The following is an 18,289-nucleotide window of genomic DNA, read 5'->3' on the forward strand; positions in this document are numbered from 1 at the left end:
GATTGTCGATTAGTTGTCGAGCGCGACCACGATCTGCGGCGCGATCTTCACGGCGGTCAGGCCGAAATGGTCGTACAGCGCTTCGGCCGGCGCGGACGCCCCGAAGCTGTCGATGCCAAAGCGCAGCCCACCAATACCGGTATGCCGTTCCCAACCGAAGGTCGTCCCCGCCTCGATCGACACGCGCAGCACATCATAGGGCAGCACCTCATCCTTGTAGGATTGCGGCTGCGCCTCGAAATGCGCCCAGCTCGGCATCGACACGACGTCGGCGCCGATGCCCTGCTCTTCCAGCAGCTTGGCGGTGTCGACGGCGATCTCGACTTCCGACCCGGTGGCCATGATGACCACCCGGCGATCGCCGGTCGCGGCGCGCAGGCGATAGGCACCCTTGGCGCACAGATTCTCGCTCTTTTCGGTGCGCAACTGCGGCAGGTTCTGGCGGGTCAGCGCCAGCACCGATGGGCCGGTCGCGTCCTTGAGCGCCAGTTCCCAGCATTCCGCCGTCTCGACGATGTCGGCCGGGCGATAGACGTCCAGGTTGGGGATCATGCGCAGCGACATGACATGCTCGATCGGCTGATGGGTCGGACCATCTTCGCCAAGGCCGATGCTGTCATGGGTCAGCACATGAATGACGCGCTGCTGCTGCAACGCGGCGAGGCGGATGCCACCGCGCATATAGTCGGAAAAGACCAGGAAAGTGCCGCCATAGGGGATCACGCCGCCATGCAACGCCATGCCGTTCATCGCGCAGGCCATGCCGAATTCGCGAATGCCATAATAGACATAGCGACCCGCATAAGCATCCTTGGTCAACGGGCCGGTCGACTTGGTCTTGGTATTGTTGGAGCCGGTGAGATCCGCCGAACCGCCCAGCGTTTCGGGCAGCAAGTCGTTGATCGCGCCCAGCGCCAATTCGCTCGCCTTGCGCGTCGCGACCTTCTGCGGCGCGGCGATCAGGCCGTCGATATAGGCTTCGAGCGAGAAATCGGCGGGCAGGTCGCCGCCCATGCGACGGGCAAATTCGCCGCCCTTCTCGTCACTTGCGAGGCGGGCTTCCCATGCGGTGCGCGCCTCGCCGCCCTTGGCGCCGATCGCCTTCCAGGCCGCGGCAATATCTTCGGGGATGACGAAGGGTTCGGCGGTCCAGCCCAGAAACTCGCGCGCGGCCGCGACTTCGTCCGTACCCAGCGCGGAGCCATGCACGCCCGATGTGCCCGCCTTGTTGGGCGAACCATAGCCGATCTTGGTCGCACAGGCGACGAGCGAGGGACGCGGATCGGCGATCGCTTCGGCCAGCGCGCGGCGCACGTCTGCAACGTCATGGCCGTCGCACGACACGACATGCCAGCCGGTGGCGACATAGCGCGCGCGCACATCTTCGCTGCTCGACAGGTCGACCGCGCCGTCGATGGTGATCTTGTTATCGTCCCACAGCACGATCAGGCGACCGAGGTTCAGGTGCCCGGCCAGGCCGATCGCCTCATGGTTGATGCCTTCCATCAGGCAGCCGTCGCCCGCAATCACCCAGGTCCGGTGATCGACCAGATCGTCGCCGAACTGCGCGTTCAGGTGCCGCTCGGCAATCGCCATGCCGACGGCGGTGGCGAGGCCGGAGCCAAGCGGGCCAGTGGTCGCTTCCACGCCCGCCAGCTCGAAATTCTCAGGATGGCCGGCGCAGGGGCTGTGCAACTGGCGGAAATTAGCGATGTCCTCGATCGTCGGCCGCGCATAGCCGGTCAGGTGCAGCAGGCTGTAGATCAGCATCGAGCCATGGCCGGCCGACAGGACGAACCTGTCGCGGTCGGCCCATTTGGGCTGGGTCGGATCGAATTTCAGATAATCGCTGAACAACACCGTCGCGACATCGGCCATCCCCATCGGCATCCCCGGATGACCGCTATTGGCGGCCTGCACCGCGTCCATGGAAAGCGCGCGAATGGCGTTGGCGAGCGACTTATCAGTGACGGTCATTATGGGCGGGCGTCTTTCCTGAACGAATAGGGCGGATCGTTTGCGGGCGGGCGAACGAGTCGAGATCGCGCTTCCTTTGTCGCGTCAAGCCCCATGCGTCAACCATAGCGGGGCGCAATGCCCGTCGCTTAGGCCCAAAGACTGCTTTTGTAGGCGCGTGAATCGGGCTATGCTTGAGCCATGGCAAGCGAGCGCATGATGCTGGCGATCGGCACGCTGGAGCGGGCGATCGGTCGGCTGGAACAGGATGTGACCCATTTCGTCGCGGCCATCCCGCCCCCTGCGCCGCCAGACGCACCCCAGATCGACCTGCCAGCCGCCCGCGAAGCCTTGCGCTCGCTCGATCAGTTGATCGATGACCTGAAAGCCAAGGCCCATGGCTGAAACCACGCTGCAGATTGCCGGACGGCAATATGACATACGCTGCCGCGATGGCGAGGAAGCGCATCTGGCGCAGCTTGCGGCGATGATCGATGGCAAGGCCCGCGCCGCGCAGCAGGGCATGCCGGGCATGACCGAAGTGCGCAACCTGCTCTTCGCCGCGCTCTTCTTGGCCGACGAGGTGACCGAGCTGCGCCGCGAGGTTGCGGGGCGGCAGGAGAGACTGGCGCTGGAAACGCAGGATGACGATGCGGCGCAGGCGGTCGAGGCGCTGACGGCGCGGATAGAAAAGCTGCGCGAGAGACTTGCCGCGCCCGTTCCGCACGCCTAGATTGGGGATGACGGGTACTGCCTGGTACGAGCTTTAGCGAACATCCCTGAGGCGATAAGCACATCCTAGGGGGCTGTCCCTGGGCGGGTTCCGGCCCGATCTACATGGTCCCCACCTGACGTTGAGGCGTCAGAGGATCTTCCAGCACACGGCCAAGGTGGTCCCGTCACCCCTGCCAAATGCGCTTAATGATTTGGTGATGATGCCCCTGACCTATTCGATACACGCCCATCCTCCCCTGGAAGGGGAGGTGGCAGGGCGAAGCCCTGACGGAGGGGTGTCACCCTATCGAGGGGGTGACACCCCTCCGGCTGGCCTACGGCCATCCACCTCCCCCACAGGGGGAGGATCGTTTGACGCACGGGAAAACCGCAATGACCAGGCAGACATTTGAGTGAATAGCGACAGCGCCGACAAAGCCGACCTGCGCGTCCTCGCGCGCGATCAGCGGCGTGCCTTCGTCGCTACGCTCGATCCGTTGGCGCATCGGCTGGCGTTCAAAGTGCTGCCTTCCCCGCTCGCCCGGCGTCTCGCCGATGCGCGCAGCGTGGCGCTCTATATGGGGCTGGACGACGAAGCGCCGGCGCAGCGCCTTGCGGCCCCGCTGATCGCCATGGGCAAGCGGGTGGCGCTGCCGCGCGTGCTGGACCGGCTGGGGTCGATGGATTTCCTGCCCTGGACGCCGGACGCTCCACTCGTGCCCGGTCCCTTCCGCACCAGCCATCCCGAACCGGGCGATGGTCCCGTGACGCCCGACGCGATCATCGCGCCGCTGGTGGGGTTCGACCGCGCTCTAAACCGGTTGGGCCAGGGCGGCGGCTATTATGATCGCGCCTTCGCCCGCTTTCCCGACGCGCTGCGCATCGGCCTTGCCTGGTCGGCGCAGGAACTGGACGATGTGCCCGCCGACCCATGGGACTTGCCGCTCGACATCATCCTGACCGAAGCCGAACTGATCGAAGGACCGGACGCATGAGCATCGACCCGCGCCATTATCATCAGCCCAGCTGGCGCAAGCCCGTGGGGATGCTGGCGATCGTCGGCCTGATCACGCTGTGGGCGGTGATGGTGGGCAGCCTGTCGGGTCAGATCGGCCTGCTACCAATGTGGGTGCAGGTGCCCATCTATCTGGCGCTCGGCATCATCTGGATCTGGGTGTTGCCGCTCCGGCGGCTGCTGGCCTGGATGGAAACCGGACGCTGGCGTCGCGGCTGACGCCTAATCGCTTAAGGGGGGAGTGAACATCGGGCCTATTGATCGCCCCGATCCTCTGCGCGGTTTGCGTCACTTCCTGCATCGGCAAGGAAGTGGCGCGAGTGACGGGGCTCGAACCCGCGACCTCCGGCGTGACAGGCCGGCACTCTAACCAACTGAGCTACACCCGCGCAGGGTGACATCTATTTCCACACCAAGTCCGCCAGACGATGCTGATCCGGGAACCTTTCCACCTTCCGGTCAAGGAAAGTGGCGCGAGTGACGGGGCTCGAACCCGCGACCTCCGGCGTGACAGGCCGGCACTCTAACCAACTGAGCTACACCCGCGTTCGGTGTGGAAGCGCCGTCTATGGGCGCGCGCCAAAACTGTCAACCGTCCGTTTCGGCTGTTTTGCCATTCTCGTCATTTTCTTTGCGCGGCGCAACCGTCAACGTCCCCTGCTCGAATAGGAAACCGGCGATATCGGGCGTTCCCGCCGCCTGCACCACGGTCTGGATGATGATCAGCAGCGGCACGCCCAGTAACGCGCCGGGTGTGCCCCACACCCATCCCCAAAAGGCCAGCGACACCAGGATCAGCAGCGGATTCATCGTCAACCGCCGCCCCAGCACGGTCGGCGTCACCACATTGGCCTCGACCATGTGGAAACCGACCTGCAAGGCCGCAGGCAGCAACGCCACCCAAATATCGTCGAACACCATCAGGCCGCCCAGCCCCAGCAGCACGGCGGCCAGCATCGGCCCGAAATAGGGAATGAAGTTCAGCAACGCGACGATGCCGCCCCACATCCAGGGCGACGGCATCCCGATCAGCCACAGCGATACGGCGACCGCCAACCCCAGCCCCAGGTTAATCGTCGCGATGGTGATGACATAGGCCGACGTCGCATCGACCACATTCTGGATCACCCGCGCGACCGCCAGCGCGCCGTCGAAACTGTCGCGACTGTTGATCGTGCGACGGCGCAGGCGGGTCCATCCGGCGAGGAAGAAATAGATGATGAGCAGCGCGAACACCATCTGCACGATGGCGGACGGCGCCGAGGCGGCGGCGAACTGCAACAACGAGCGCGGCGTGTCGATCGCCGCCGTCTGCGCCGCCGCCACCGGCCCCGTCGCCAGCATCCGCACGGTTTCATCCACGAACCGCTGCAAATTGGCGTAGAAATCGATCAGCGGCGCGAGATTGGCCTGAATTTGCGGCAATCGTTCGGGCAATATGCGGAACCAGTCGGTCGCCGGCACGATGATCAGCACCAGCGCCGTATTGGCGACCAGCAGGAAGCCGATCAGCGCCAGCAACGCCGCCAGCCCCGATGGCAACCGGCGTCGCTCCATCCACTCCAGCAACGGCACCAGCGCGATCGCGATCACCAGCGCGGCGGTCAGCGGCAGGAAAAACTCCGCCCCCGCCCGCAAGGCGAAGGGCAGCGCGATGATGAGGCCAATGCCCGCCGTCAGCGCGATCGACGCCAGCAGCCGGTCGCGCCTGCGGTTGATTTCCTGTTGTTCACCGACTGTCACTTTTGTCCGATTCGCCAATAGTTTCGCCAAGATGTGCGCTGCCCGTCGCGGGCCGTCAATTTGCAAAACGATGCGCGTGCCGATGCCGCAAATTCAGCCTCTTAACCAAATATTGGGCGGCGGGGTCTATGTCCGCCATCGGGGATGCGACAACGGGGTTCGGCATGAAGACAGCCACTGGATCAGCGCTGGGCGCGCTGGCGATCATCATCGGCGCGCAGGTCGCGCAGGCGCAGCCCGCCGTGCGCGTCGATACGCAGATGTTCGTCGAGCGCGTCAGCACCGACGTCAACGGCCGCACCCGGCGCGTGCTGGCCAGCGCGAACCGCGTCGCACCGGGCGACCAACTGATCGTCATGGTCCACTGGCGCAACCAGGGCGGCGAACCGCTGCGCGACTATGCGCTGGTCCGGCCACTGCCCAAGGGCGTGGAACTCGACCCGTCCGACCCCGCCCTGCAAGTCTCCGTCGATGGCGGCGTGCGATGGGGCCGCATGGCGCAACTCTGGCTGCCGACGCCGCTCGGCGGCGTGCGCCGAGCAGTCCCGGCCGACATCACCCATGTCCGCTGGACACTGCCTGACGGTGTCCCGCCGGGCCAGGCCGGACGGCTGAGCTATCGCGCGACGATACGGTGAATGGAACAAGGGTAGCGACAAGCGCGCTTGAGCAGGGCGACGCCACGGTCTAGGGCCGTCGGCTCGACCGGAGACCCCATTGATGTCCAAAGACGCCGAGCGCGCCTATCTCGCCAATCTGGGGGAAGGCGGTGCCGATCATTCGCTGAACAAGCCCTTTTCCGATCCGCAATGCGGCATCCAACTGGCGTCGATCGGCTTCATCATCAGCCTGCTGCCCCCGGCCCCGGCCGCCGTGCTGGACCTGGGCTGCGGCGGCGGCTGGACCAGCCAGTTCCTCGCCCGCGCGGGCTATAGCGTGACCGGGCAGGACATCGCGCCGGACATGATCGCGCTGGCGCAGGAGAATGCCCGGATCAATGGCGTTGGCGACCGCACGACTTTCCTATGCAGCGACTTCGAAGCGCTGGACCTGGACGGCCAGTTCGACGCTGCGCTCTTCTTCGACGCGCTCCATCATGCCGATGACGAAGCGCTGGCGATCCGCAGCGCCTATCGCGCGTTGAAGCCGGGCGGGATGCTGATCACCCATGAACCGGGCGAAGGCCATAGCCAGTCGCCCGAATCGATCGAGGCGATGGCGAAGTTCGGCGTCGCCGAACGCGACATGCCGCCCCACCTCATCATCGCGCGTGGCCGCGAGGCGGGCTTTACCAGCCATCGCGTGCTGCCGATCCCGGCGCTGCTCCACAGCACCTTCTATCAGGAACGCGACTATTCGGGCCGCTGGCTCAGCAAGCGGCGCTGGAAGATGATGCAGCGCGCGGTGCGGATGCTGTTCAGCCCGGATGTGAAACAGGGTGCCATCGTCGTCCTGACGAAATAGGCACCCTGCCCCTTTATCAATCCACGAACAGGAAAGCGGGCGCTTCCAACAGCTTGCGCACGGCCTGGACGAAACTCGCTGCGTCGAAGCCGTCGACCACGCGATGGTCGCAACTGATCGACAGGTTCATCAGCTTCGCCGCGACGATCTCCTTGCCCCTAAACATGGGCCGTTCGATCACCCGATTGGGACCGATGATCGCGACTTCGGGCCGATTGATGACCGGCGTCGTGGCGATGCCGCCCAACGGCCCCAACGATGTCAGCGTCAGCGTGGAGCCGGACAATTCCTCCGACTTCGCCTTGCCGGTGCGCGCGGCGTCGGCAAGGCGGCGGATTTCGCTGGCGAGCTGCCAGACATTGCGGTTCTGCGCATCGCGGATCACGGGCACCATCAACCCCGCATCGGTCTGCGTCGCGAGGCCAAGATGCACCGATCCATGGCGTGTGACCACGCCCGCTTCATCATCATAACGGGCATTGAGCATCGGAAAATCAGGCAACGCCTTGCACAAAGCGACGATCAGCAGCGGCAACATGGTCAGCTTGGGCCGATCCCCCCGCCCGTCGTTCAACTGCGCGCGCAACGCTTCCAGCGCGGTCACGTCGATTTCCTCGACATAGGTGAAGTGCGGAATATGGCGCTTGGACGCCGCCATATTCTCGGCAATGCGGCGACGCATGCCGATCACCTTGATCTGCTCGTCCGGCCGCGTGGCGGACCGCCCCGCCGGGCGATAGCCTTGCCCTTCGCCATAGAGCAGGAAAGCATCGAGATCGGCATGACGAACATGCTCGCCACTGGCCTTCACCTGCGCCAGGTCGATGCCCAAATCCTTCGCGCGGGCACGCACGGCGGGGGTTGCGAGGATGGGCGAGGCGTGCGACTCCACGGAACTTACAGGTCCGTTCGGGCTGAGCTTGTCGAAGCCCTGCCCTTCTTCCTTGGCGATTGGCGCGGAAGAAAAGGTCGGCCCTTCGACAGGCTCAGGGCGAACGGATTGAGAGGGTGTCGGGTCGATGACCGCTTCACCCGGAACCTCCGCCTCGATCGCCTCGACCGAAGGCGGCGGCGGCGCAGCTACCTCGTCGCCCTCGACCTCAATCTCCACCAACATCGCGCCGATGGGAATCTGGTCGCCCGGCTCGCCCGCCAGGCGGACGACGATGCCCGCGACAGGGCTTTCCATCTCGACCGTCGCCTTGTCGGTCATCATGTCGGCGATCGGCTGGTCTTCCTCGACCCGATCACCGACCGCGACATGCCAGCCGACGATCTCGGCTTCCGAAATGCCTTCGCCGATATCCGGCAGCTTGAATGTAAAAAGGGCCATAAAAAGCTCCGTTCGTGTCGAGCAAAGTCGAGACACTTGACTTGAAACTGCGCTTCCGTTTCTCGACTTCGCTCGAAACGAACGGAAGCTGGGTGAAGGCTTAGTCCTTCATGATCTTGGTAATGGCTTCGCGGATACGCACCGGGCCAGGGAAATAGGCCCATTCCAGACTGTGCGGATAGGGCGTGTCGAAGCCGGTGACGCGCTCGATCGGCGCTTCGAGATGATAGAAGCAGCGCTCCTGCACCTGGGCCAGCAATTCCGCGCCAAAGCCGCTGGTCCGCGTCGCTTCATGGACGATCAGGCAGCGGCCCGTCTTCTCCACCGACGCCTCGATCGTGTCGATGTCGAGCGGGATCAGGCTGCGCAGGTCGACAATGTCCGCGTCGATACCCATCGCCCTGACCGTATCTTCGACGACATGGACCATCGTGCCATAGCAGAGGATGGTCAGCGCCTCGCCCGGCCGCACGATGCGCGCGGTGCCGAGCGGAACGCGATAATAGCCGGTCGGCACCTGTGCATCGGGGTGCCCGGCCCAGCTTTTGGCCGGCGTATCATAATGGCCGTCGAACGGACCATTATAGATGCGCTTCGGCTCGAAGAAGAGCGTTGGATCATTATCCTCGATCGCCGCGATCAACAGCCCCTTGGCGTCATAGGGGGTGGACGGGATCACCGTCTTGATCCCCGAACAATGGGTGAAGATGCCTTCGGGGCTTTGGCTATGCGTCTGACCGCCGAAAATGCCGCCACCAAAGGGCGACCGCACCGTCATCGGCGCGGTGAACTCGCCCGCCGACCGATAGCGCAACCGTGCCGCTTCCGACACCAACTGGTCGAGCGCGGGATAGATATAGTCGGCAAACTGGATCTCCGGCACCGGCCGCAGGCCATAGGCCCCCATGCCCACCGCCACGCCAATGATCCCGCATTCGGTGATCGGCGTGTCGAACACGCGGTTCTTGCCATATTTATCCTGCAAGCCCGCGGTCGCGCGAAACACGCCGCCGAAAAAGCCGACATCCTCGCCCATCACCACAACGGTCGAGTCGCGCTCCATCATCACGTCCATGGCGCTGTTGATCGCCTGGATCATGGTCATCTGTTGCATATCAGTCATGGGCGTTCCTTCCCTCTCCCTTGAGGGAGAGGGTTGCGCAGACTTGGCGGCTCTGCCGCCTAGTCGAAGCTGGGAGAGGGTGAACGGCGGCGATGAAAGGCGAAAGCAGAGCCCCCTCTCCAACCTTCGCTAGGCGGCAAGCCGCCAAGCTACGATATCCTCTCCCCGCCGGGGAGAGGCGAAGATGGTGCCCCATCACAACCCCGCCGCCTTCCACTCATCCAGCATCTGTTGCTGCTGGTCCTTCAAATGCCGGGGCATTTCTTCGAACACATCTTCGAACATCGATTCCATCGGGTGATGATGCAGACCGTGGCCAAGGATGCCGTTCTTCTCCGCCTCGCGCGCGGCGTCGCGGACATATTCGGCCAGTTCCTTGTCCATCGCGGCGTGCCGCTCTTCGTCCCAGATGCCCAAGCCAATGCAATGCTGCTTCAACCGCGCGATCGGGTCGCCCAGCGGCCACAGGCTGCTTTCCTCGGCGGAACGATAAGCGGTCGGATCATCCGACGTGCTATGCCCTTCAACGCGATAGGTGAAATGTTCGATCAGCGTCGGCCCGGCATTGGCGCGCGCCCGGTCGGCGGCCCAGCGGGTGGCGGCATAGACCGCCAGCACATCATTGCCATCGACCCGCAGGCCGGCAATGCCATAGCCGATCGCGCGCGCCGCGAAGGTCGTCGACTCCGCGCCCGCAAAACCTGAAAAACTGCTGATAGCCCACTGATTATTAACGACATTCAGGATCACGGGCGCGCGATAGACGCTGGCGAAGGTGCAGGCCGAATGGAAATCGCCCTCCGCCGTCGATCCCTCGCCGCACCAGGTCGCCGCGATCCGCGTGTCGCCCCGCGCCGCGCTCGCCATCGCCCAGCCAACCGCCTGCGGATATTGCGTGGTCAAATTGCCGGAGATGGAGAAGAAGCCCGCATCCCGCGCCGAATACATGATCGGCAGCTGGCGGCCCTTCAGCCGATCGCCCTTGTTGGAATAAATCTGGTTCATCATGTCGATGATGGGCCAGTCGCGCGCGATCAATATGCCCTGCTGGCGATAGCTTGGAAAACACATGTCATCTCGCGACAGTGCCAAGGCCGCGCCGATCGACACCGCCTCCTCGCCGGTCGACTTCATATAGAAGCTGGTCTTCCCCTGCCGCTGGGCACGGAACATGCGCGCGTCGAAGGCGCGGGTCAGCGCCATCGCGCGCAGCATCCGCAGCAGCGTTTCGGGCGGCAGCTTGGGGTTCCACGCCCCCACCGCCGCACCCTCTTCGTCCAACACACGCACCAGGCCATAGGCCATGTCGCGCATGGTCGCGGGCTGCGCCGCTTCGTCCGGGCGGGGCGCGGCGTCGGCGGCGGGGATATCGAAATGGGTGAAGTCGGCGCTCTCGCCCGGCCGGGCTGGCGGCTCTGGCACATGCAGGCGCAACGGGGGCAGGTTGCGCCCCTGTTCGCCTAGCGTGGCTCCAATATCGAGAGGATCGGTCATCCTGCCTCCTATGCTGCGTTGCAATAATATTGCTTGACTTGGATATTAAATTACAACGCCAAGAAAGGCAAGCCTCCCTTACCCAATTTTTCTAAAACCTATGTCCGCCTCGCTGTCCGCTTCACACGGCGACGGGCGCGGAAATGTGGGATTGCGGCGCATAATCGACCACCTCGAAATCCTCGATGGCATAATCGAAAATGGATGAAGGTCGGCTTTTGATCCGCAGTTTCGGCGCACCCGACGGAATGCGACTCATCTGTTCCTCCACCAGCGCGGCATGGTTGAGATAAAGATGCACATCGCCCCCCTGCCAGACCACCTCACCCGGCTCCAAGTCGCATTGCTGCGCCAGCATCCGGGTGATCATCGACAGGCCGAATATGTTGAAGGCAAAGCCCAGGCCCAGGTCGCAACTCCTTTGGAACAGCAAGCCGTTGAGCTTCCCGTTCGACACCTGGAACTGATAGGTCATGTGGCAGGGCGGCAGCGCCATCTGCGCCACTTCGGCGACATTCCAGCCGGTAAACAGCAAGCGCCGCGATCCCGGCGTCGCCCGGATCGCATCGACCAGCGCGGCAATCTGGTTATGCCCCTTCTCCGCCCGACGATACAGCCCCTCGCCCGCCGGTTCGTAGCGTGGCCAGTTCACCCATTGCGCGCCATAGACCGGCCCCAGATCGCCCCACTCCAGCGCAAAGCCCTCATCCGCGATGATCCGCGCCTCGAACGCATCCCGGTTGATCGTCTCGCCCGTCGCCTTGCGATAGGCGTCGAGCGGCCAGTCGGTCCAGATATGCACCCCCTGCCGCACCAGTTCGCGGATATTGGTGTCGCCGGTCAGGAACCACAGCATCTCGCGCGCCGCCGCCTTCCAATAGACCCGCTTGGTGGTGAGCAGCGGCACCGCATCGTCGGCCAGAGAGAAGCGCATCGTCGCCCCCAGGATCGACCGGGTGCCGACCCCGGTACGGTCGATCCGCTCGTCGCCATGCCGCCAGATATGCCGCATCAGGTCGAGATATTGCTGCTCATAATGGGGCGTGTCGGGCAAGGTGCTGGTCCTGTCGGAATCGAATCTGTGATCGACAGGCTTTAGCGCATCGGGGCATCGCTCCGCCCCGTAAAAAAAGCGTCGCTCGCCGCTTGCCAGCCCGAAAACCCGTCTCTATAGGCTGCGGCCTGCCTTACGGGGTCGCTTCACGGCGGCGTCGGCATCGGTCGGGGAATAGCTCAGCCTGGTAGAGCACTGTCTTCGGGAGGCAGGGGCCGGAGGTTCGAATCCTCTTTCCCCGACCACATTTCTTAACAGCTTCGAACAGATCAACCCCTTGCGGGGGAACGCCTTTCCGCGCTCGTCTTTCATGTCGCGCACTCGCGCGACTGCGGCGCTCGCATCCATCTGGCCAGCCGCTTTCGACAGATGTCATATGTCGAAAGCGGCGACCCCCATGTTGTTCGAATGTAAAAGATATTTGACCCGCCGCGTCCACCCGGCGATGATCCCCCGCATCGGACGGCCGACCGGCCGCTTCCCAATCACTATCCGACCCGCATCATGCGGGCGTTCCGCAGGTGGGAGACGAACCTTGCACAGACGTGATTTTCTGGCTTTTGGGGCCATGGGTGTCGGGGGGATTATCCTCCCACCGATGTTCGGCAAAGTCATTGCCGCCGAAGAATTGAACAGCGCGATCGACGTCGCCGTCAAGAAGGCGCTGGCCGACGCCGCGATGAACGCCGCCAAGAGCGCGGGCGCATCCTATTGCGACGTGCGCGTCGGCCGCTATCTGCGCCAGTTCGTCATCACCCGCGAACGCAACGTCGAAAATGTCGTCAACACCGAATCGAGCGGCGTCGGCATCCGCGTACTGGCCGACGGCGCCTGGGGCTTTGCCGCCACCAATGCGATGACCACCGATGCCGTGGCCAAGGCCGCGCAGCAGGCCGTCGCCATTGCCAAGGCGAACGCCCCGACCCAGACCGCGCCTGTCCAGCTCGCCCCGGTCAAGGGCGTCGGCGAAGTATCCTGGCGCACGCCGATCGCCAAGAACAGCATGACCGTGCCGATCAAGGACAAGGTCGACCTGCTGATGGGCGTCAACGCCGCCGCCATGGATGCGGGCGCGGACTTCATCAGTTCCATCCTGTTCCTGGTGAACGAGCAGAAATATTTTGCCAGCACCGATGGCAGCTATATCGACCAGGATGTCCATCGCATCTGGGCGCCGATGGAAGTCACCGCCGTCGACAAGAAGACCGGCAAGTTCCGCGTCCGCGACGGCCTGTCCGCGCCCATGGGCCTGGGCTTTGAATATCTTGACGGGCGCGCAGCGGACAAGACCGTCGGTCCCAATGGCATCATCAGCTACGGCATGTCCTACGACATGAAGGAAGACGCGATCGCCGCGACCAAACAGGCGCGCGAGAAGCTGACCGCCAAATCGGTGAAGCCGGGCAAATATGATCTGGTGCTTGACCCCAATCATCTCGGCCTCACCATCCATGAAACGGTGGGCCATCCGCTCGAACTGGATCGCGTGCTGGGCTATGAAGCCAATTATGCCGGCACCAGCTTCGCGACGATGGACAAGCTCAAGGCCAATTTCCAATATGGCAGCGACAAGGTCAACATCGTCGCCGACAAGACCCAGCCAGGCAGCCTGGGCGCGGTGGCCTATGACGATGAAGGCGTGAAGACCAAAAAGTGGGATCTGATCCGCAACGGCAAGCTGGTCGGCTATCAGGCCACCCGCGATCAGGCGCATATCGAGGGCAAGAGCGAAAGCGACGGCTGCTCCTACGCTGACAGCTGGTCCAATGTGCAGTTCCAGCGCATGGCCAACATCTCGCTGGAACCCGGCAAGGACAAGATGAGCGTCGCCGACATGATCAGCAATGTCGAGGATGGCATCTATATCCTCGGCCGCGGTTCCTTCTCGATCGATCAACAGCGCTACAACGCCCAGTTCGGCGGCACTTTGTTCTACGAGATCAAGAACGGCAAGATCACGCAGCCGCTGGAGGATGTCGCCTATCAGATCAGGACGCCCGAATTCTGGGCCGCCTGCTCGGCGATCTGCGATTCCAGCGACTATCGCATGTTCGGCTCCTTCTTCGACGGCAAGGGACAACCTTCGCAGGTTTCCGCCGTGTCGCACGGGTCATCGACCACCCGCTTCGACGGCGTCAACGTCATCAACACCGCGCGTTCGCTCGGCTGATCGCTCAGGGGAGTTAGTATAATGGGCATCTTTACCGAAGCACAGGCGAAGGACATTCTGACCAAAGTGGTCGCCATGTCGAAAGCCGACGAATGCACTGCGCAACTGACCGGCCAGATTCAGGGTAATGTACGCTTTGCGCTCAACAATGTCTCGACCGCCGGCCTGACCGACGACACCGACCTGCAGGTCCAGGTCGCCTATGGCAAGCGGGTCGGCATCGCCACGATCAACCAGTTCGACGACGCCTCGCTCGAACGAGTCGTGCGCCGCGCCGAAGAACTGGCCAAGCTCGCCCCGGAAAACCCGGAATTCATGCCGGCCGTGGACAAGCAGGTCTATAAGACCAGCCCGACCTTCAGCGAAGCGACCGCCGCGATCACCCCCGTCTATCGGGCCAAGGTCGCCGCCGCCTCGATCACGGCGTGCAAGGCGCAGAATCTGATCGCCGCCGGTTTTCTGGAGGACGGCCAGAGCTTCGTCGCCTTCGCCAACAGCAAGGGCAATTTCGGCTATCAGCGTTCGACCGTGCTGGATTATACCTGCACCGTCCGCACCGAAGACGGGCGCGGGTCCGGCTGGGTCGGCACCGATACGCAGGACGCCACCCGCTTCAAGGTCGAGGATGATATCCAGATCGCGATGCGCAAGGCATCGGCCTCGTCCGAAGCCAGGGCGCTGGAGCCGGGCAAATATACCGTCATTCTGGAACCGATGGCGGCCGCCGGTCTGATCGGCTTCATGTTCAACTTCTTCGGCGCACGCGAAGCCGATGAAGGCCGCAGCTTCCTGTCGAAGGCAGGCGGCGGCAACAAGATCGGCCAGCAGGTGTTCGGGCCGCAGGTCAATTTCTACACCGACCCCTGGGATCCGGTCGCACCAAGCCTGCCCTGGGACGAAGAGGGCGTCCCGCGCAAGCGCATGGACCTCGTCAAGGACGGCAAGGTCGTCGCGCTGGATTACAGTCGCTATTGGGCGCAGAAGCAGGGCAAGGCGCCTGTCGGCCAGATGGGCAATATCCTGATGACGGGCGGCACCAAGTCGACCGCCGAACTGGTGCGCTCGACCCAGCGCGGCGTGCTGGTCACTCGCACCTGGTATATCCGCATGGTCGATCCGCAGACGGTGTTGCTGACCGGCCTGACCCGCGACGGCACTTTCTATATCGAAAACGGGCAGATCAAATATCCGATCAAGAATTTCCGGTTCAACGAAAGCCCGGTGATCATGCTCAACAATGTCGAGGAACTCGGCAAGCCCGTCCGCGTGCCGCCCGACGAAGTATCGATGAACATCATGGTCCCGCCCATGAAACTGCGCGACTTCACCTTCACCTCGCTGTCGGACGCGGTGTAATATTGGCGCTGACGGCTACCAGATGGACGATCCTCCCCCGGCGGGGGAGGTGGCAGCACGAAGTGCTGACGGAGGGGTGTCACCCTATCGATAGCGTGACACCCCTCCGTCTGGCTACGCCAGACACCTCCCCTTCCAGGGGAGGATCGGTGATGTTCGACGCATGACCCGCAGCGATTTCCTCCGGCTAATGGCAGGCGGCCTGGCCAGCGCATTGCTGGCCCGGCCGCTCGCTGCTGCCGGGGGCTATGATTTCTGGTTCACGCGGCTGCGCTATGATTCGGGCGACTGGGATGTCGATCAGCGGATGCCGTCCAACGTCATCACCTCGCTGATCGACTATACGACCTTGCGGGTCGATCCGAAGGAGCATGTCCTGGCCCTGTCGGACCCCAAGATGCTGACTGCGCCCTTCTGTTACCTCGCCGGGCACAAGCTGGTCGAATTTTCCCCTGCCGAGCGGCGCAATTTCGAACGCTATGTCCGCAATGGTGGCTTCGTTCTGGTGGACGATTGCAACCACGACATTGACGGCCTGTTCGCCCGCTCGTTCGAAGCGCAGATGGCCAAGATTTTCGGGGCCAAGGCGATGAAGACGCTGCCCAAGAACCACGCCCTTTATCGCAGCTTCTTCACCTTCGACGGGCCACCCAATACCGGCCTCGAACTCAATGGCTGGGGCGACGATCTGGTCCATGATTATCTCAAGGGGATAGAGGTAAATGGCCGACTGGGCGTTCTTTACAGCAACAAGGATTATGGCTGCGAATGGGACTATGACTGGCGCAACAAACGCTTCCTGGCCGAAGACAACACCAAGTTCGCGGTCAATATCGTGATGTATGCGCTGTCGGTTTGATCCTCGTTCTGCCCTTTGCCTTCGTCATTCCCGCGCAGGCGGGAACGCATCTCCCACCAGCGCGCCAAGAGATAGCGCCGGAGATGGATCCCCGCCTGCGCGGGGATGACGGCCTTTAAGTTAGGAAGCCCAATGACCGACCTCACCGAAGCCGAAATTCAGACGCGCCTGGCCGCGCTTACCCAATTGCGCGCGGCGATCGGTCAGGCGATCGTTGGCCAGGCCGACGTGGTCGAACAATTGCTGATCGGCCTGCTCGCTGGTGGCCATTGCCTGCTCGAAGGCGTGCCGGGTCTCGGCAAGACCCTGCTCGTCCGCTCGCTCGGCGAAGCGCTCAAGCTCGACTTCCGCCGCGTCCAGTTCACCCCCGACCTGATGCCCAGCGACATTTTGGGCACCGAATTGCTGGAAGAAGACCATGGCACCGGCCATCGCAGCTTCCGCTTCCAGCCCGGCCCGGTCTTCACCAATTTGCTGCTCGCCGACGAACTCAACCGCACCCCGCCCAAGACTCAGGCCGCCCTGCTGGAGGCGATGCAGGAAAAGACGGTCAGCTATGCCGGCGTCACGCACCGCCTGCCCGCCCCCTTCTTCGTGCTGGCGACGCAGAACCCGCTGGAGCAGGCAGGCACCTACCCCCTGCCCGAAGCCCAGCTCGACCGCTTCCTACTGCATATCCGCGTCGATTATCCCAGCGAAGCGGAGGAGCGCGCGATCCTGGCGCAAACCACCGGGTCCAAGCCCGGCACCGTCCCCGCCGTGATGGCGGGCGAGGAAGTGCTGGCGCTGCAGAAGCTGGTGCGCGACGTGCATTTCGGCGACGAGCTGCTCGACTGGGTGACGCGGATCATCCGCGCCAGCCGTCCCGGCGAAGGCGCGCCCGACGACATCGCCCGCTACGTCAAATGGGGCGCTGGCCCGCGCGCGGGCCAGTCGCTGATCCTGGCCGCCAAGGCGCGCGCGCTGTTGCAGGGTCGCCTCGCCGCCACCCGCGACGATATTGTCGCGCTGGCCGCGCCGGTGATGCGCCATCGCTTGCTGCTGTCCTTCGCGGCCGAGGCCGAGGGGCGCAGCGCCGACGATGTCATCGCCTCGCTGCTGCGCGCCGTGCCGCTCGCCTGATCGCGCACCATGGCCGACCTGATCCCCGCCGATGTCCGTCGCAGGCTGAAAAGCCTGCGCCTCGTCACGCGGCGCGCGGTCGGGCAGCATGGCATCGGCCTGCACCAAAGCCACAGCCGCGGCGCGGGTTTGGAATTCGCCCAATATCGCGCCTATGAGCCGGGCGACGAACTGCGCCAGATCGACTGGAAACTCTACGCCCGCTCGGACAAATTCTTCGTGCGGGAAGCCGAGCGCGAAAGCCCGGTCGCGATCTGGATCCTCATCGACGCCAGCGCCTCGATGGGCCAAGCCGATGCGAGCCGCCCCGACTATAGCCGCTTCGATGCTGCCAAGGCGATGGCCGCATCGATCGGCGAACTGGCGATGCAGCAGGGCGACCGGTTCGGGCTGATGGCGCTGGGCGATGCAGGCCTCACTTTGCTCCCCCCCGCCACGGGCCTGCGTCAGCGTGACCGGCTGCTGCTCGATCTGCTGGCGCTGCGCACCGCCACGGGCTTCCCGCCCGAAGAGCAGCTTGCTCCCGTGTGGGAGCGGATCGGCGCGCATGATCTGGTCATCTTGCTGAGCGACTGTTTCGATGAAGGCGCGGTCGCGCTGGTCGAGAAGCTGGCCGCCGCCGGACGCGAGACGCTGGTGGTCGAGATGCTGACGCTCGCCGAGCGCGATTTCCCCTTCACCGGCGGCTATCGCTTTCGCGATCCCGAAACCGGCGAGGAACTGCTCGCCGATGGCGTTGCCCTGCGTGCCGAATTTCTGGCCCGCTTCGGCGAAGCGCGCGCCGCGCTCCATGCCCGGCTGGACGCGGCGGGCGTGGTCCATGTCGCGCATATGCTGGACGAGCCAGTCGACCTGCCGCTGCGCCGCCTGTTCGCGGCGGTCTGAC

17 protein-coding genes and 3 tRNA genes are annotated in these 18,289 nt (G+C 64.0%); 12 read left to right on the forward strand and 8 right to left on the reverse strand.

The window, feature by feature from the left end:
• Positions 1–9: 9 nt before the first annotated feature.
• Positions 10–1,977 carry a transketolase gene (gene tkt, locus BSY17_RS05505; protein WP_069064741.1) on the reverse strand — a complete coding sequence of 656 codons (1,968 nt, stop codon included), beginning with the start codon at positions 1,975–1,977 and terminating at the stop codon, positions 10–12.
• Between the two features lie 180 nt (positions 1,978–2,157).
• On the opposite strand from tkt, the gene BSY17_RS05510 reads away from it, so the two are divergent.
• The 4 genes from BSY17_RS05510 (at position 2,158) to BSY17_RS05525 (ending at position 3,904) form a co-directional block, all read left to right on the forward strand.
• Positions 2,158–2,361 (forward strand): hypothetical protein, encoded by a 204-nt coding sequence (locus BSY17_RS05510; protein ID WP_237236431.1) that lies wholly within the window; start codon positions 2,158–2,160, stop codon positions 2,359–2,361.
• Positions 2,354–2,689 carry a cell division protein ZapA gene (locus BSY17_RS05515; protein ID WP_069064742.1) on the forward strand — a complete coding sequence of 112 codons (336 nt, stop codon included), beginning with the start codon at positions 2,354–2,356 and terminating at the stop codon, positions 2,687–2,689. Before BSY17_RS05510 ends, BSY17_RS05515 begins: the two co-directional genes overlap by 8 nt.
• 394 nt (positions 2,690–3,083) lie before the next feature.
• Positions 3,084–3,665 carry a 5-formyltetrahydrofolate cyclo-ligase gene (locus BSY17_RS05520; RefSeq protein WP_069064743.1) on the forward strand — a complete coding sequence of 194 codons (582 nt, stop codon included), beginning with the start codon at positions 3,084–3,086 and terminating at the stop codon, positions 3,663–3,665.
• Positions 3,662–3,904 carry a DUF2842 domain-containing protein gene (locus BSY17_RS05525; protein WP_037473918.1) on the forward strand — a complete coding sequence of 81 codons (243 nt, stop codon included), beginning with the start codon at positions 3,662–3,664 and terminating at the stop codon, positions 3,902–3,904. Before BSY17_RS05520 ends, BSY17_RS05525 begins: the two co-directional genes overlap by 4 nt.
• A 93-nt stretch (positions 3,905–3,997) precedes the next feature.
• On the opposite strand, the gene BSY17_RS05530 is transcribed toward BSY17_RS05525, so the two are convergent.
• The 3 genes from BSY17_RS05530 to BSY17_RS05540 all read right to left on the reverse strand — a co-directional run bounded on the left by BSY17_RS05530 (position 3,998) and on the right by BSY17_RS05540 (position 5,428).
• A tRNA-Asp gene (locus BSY17_RS05530) sits at positions 3,998–4,074 on the reverse strand.
• 80 nt (positions 4,075–4,154) lie between these two features.
• Positions 4,155–4,231 (reverse strand) — tRNA-Asp (locus BSY17_RS05535).
• Between the two features lie 42 nt (positions 4,232–4,273).
• Positions 4,274–5,428, reverse strand: a complete 1,155-nt coding sequence (locus BSY17_RS05540) for an AI-2E family transporter (RefSeq protein WP_069064744.1) — start codon at positions 5,426–5,428, stop codon at positions 4,274–4,276.
• A 164-nt stretch (positions 5,429–5,592) separates the two neighbouring features.
• Here BSY17_RS05540 and BSY17_RS05545 point away from each other — a divergent pair, with 164 nt between their 5' ends.
• A complete protein-coding gene (locus BSY17_RS05545; protein ID WP_069066806.1) occupies positions 5,593–6,066 on the forward strand; it encodes a hypothetical protein in 474 nt (157 codons plus the stop codon).
• Positions 6,067–6,148: 82 nt separating this feature from the next.
• Positions 6,149–6,892, forward strand: coding sequence for a class I SAM-dependent methyltransferase (locus BSY17_RS05550; protein ID WP_069064745.1), 744 nt, complete (start codon positions 6,149–6,151; stop codon positions 6,890–6,892).
• Positions 6,893–6,908: 16 nt separating this feature from the next.
• On the opposite strand, the gene BSY17_RS05555 is transcribed toward BSY17_RS05550, so the two are convergent.
• The 4 genes from BSY17_RS05555 to thyA form a co-directional block, all read right to left on the reverse strand.
• On the reverse strand, positions 6,909–8,225 hold the full coding sequence (locus BSY17_RS05555; RefSeq protein WP_069064746.1) for a dihydrolipoamide acetyltransferase family protein: 1,317 nt from the start codon (positions 8,223–8,225) through the stop codon (positions 6,909–6,911).
• A 100-nt stretch (positions 8,226–8,325) separates the two neighbouring features.
• The gene (locus BSY17_RS05560) at positions 8,326–9,330 is read right to left on the reverse strand and encodes an alpha-ketoacid dehydrogenase subunit beta (RefSeq protein ID WP_069066807.1); all 1,005 of its coding nucleotides are present in this window, start codon (positions 9,328–9,330) and stop codon (positions 8,326–8,328) included.
• Between the two features lie 213 nt (positions 9,331–9,543).
• Positions 9,544–10,842 (reverse strand): 3-methyl-2-oxobutanoate dehydrogenase (2-methylpropanoyl-transferring) subunit alpha, encoded by a 1,299-nt coding sequence (locus tag BSY17_RS05565; protein WP_069064747.1) that lies wholly within the window; start codon positions 10,840–10,842, stop codon positions 9,544–9,546.
• Positions 10,843–10,963: 121 nt separating this feature from the next.
• Positions 10,964–11,854, reverse strand: a complete 891-nt coding sequence (gene thyA / locus BSY17_RS05570; RefSeq protein WP_069066808.1) for a thymidylate synthase — start codon at positions 11,852–11,854, stop codon at positions 10,964–10,966.
• Positions 11,855–12,064: 210 nt separating this feature from the next.
• Between thyA and BSY17_RS05575 the strand changes: the two genes are divergently transcribed.
• From BSY17_RS05575 to BSY17_RS05600, 6 genes are all read left to right on the forward strand, one after another.
• Positions 12,065–12,141, forward strand: a tRNA-Pro gene (locus BSY17_RS05575).
• 353 nt (positions 12,142–12,494) lie between these two features.
• Entirely contained in the window at positions 12,495–14,066 is a 1,572-nt protein-coding gene (locus tag BSY17_RS05580) for a TldD/PmbA family protein (RefSeq protein WP_237236433.1), read from the forward strand.
• A gap of 21 nt (positions 14,067–14,087) precedes the next feature.
• The gene (locus BSY17_RS05585; protein ID WP_069064749.1) at positions 14,088–15,422 is read left to right on the forward strand and encodes a TldD/PmbA family protein; all 1,335 of its coding nucleotides are present in this window, start codon (positions 14,088–14,090) and stop codon (positions 15,420–15,422) included.
• A gap of 163 nt (positions 15,423–15,585) precedes the next feature.
• Positions 15,586–16,281: a DUF4159 domain-containing protein gene (locus BSY17_RS05590; RefSeq protein ID WP_069064750.1), complete on the forward strand. Its 696-nt coding sequence runs from the start codon at positions 15,586–15,588 to the stop codon at positions 16,279–16,281.
• A gap of 132 nt (positions 16,282–16,413) precedes the next feature.
• Positions 16,414–17,403, forward strand: a complete 990-nt coding sequence (locus BSY17_RS05595) for an AAA family ATPase (protein WP_069064751.1) — start codon at positions 16,414–16,416, stop codon at positions 17,401–17,403.
• 9 nt (positions 17,404–17,412) lie between these two features.
• Positions 17,413–18,288 (forward strand): DUF58 domain-containing protein, encoded by an 876-nt coding sequence (locus tag BSY17_RS05600; RefSeq protein WP_069064752.1) that lies wholly within the window; start codon positions 17,413–17,415, stop codon positions 18,286–18,288.
• Position 18,289 lies beyond the last annotated feature (1 nt).

The organism is Sphingobium sp. RAC03 (assembly GCF_001713415.1).
Taxonomy (GTDB): Bacteria; Pseudomonadota; Alphaproteobacteria; order Sphingomonadales; family Sphingomonadaceae; genus Sphingobium.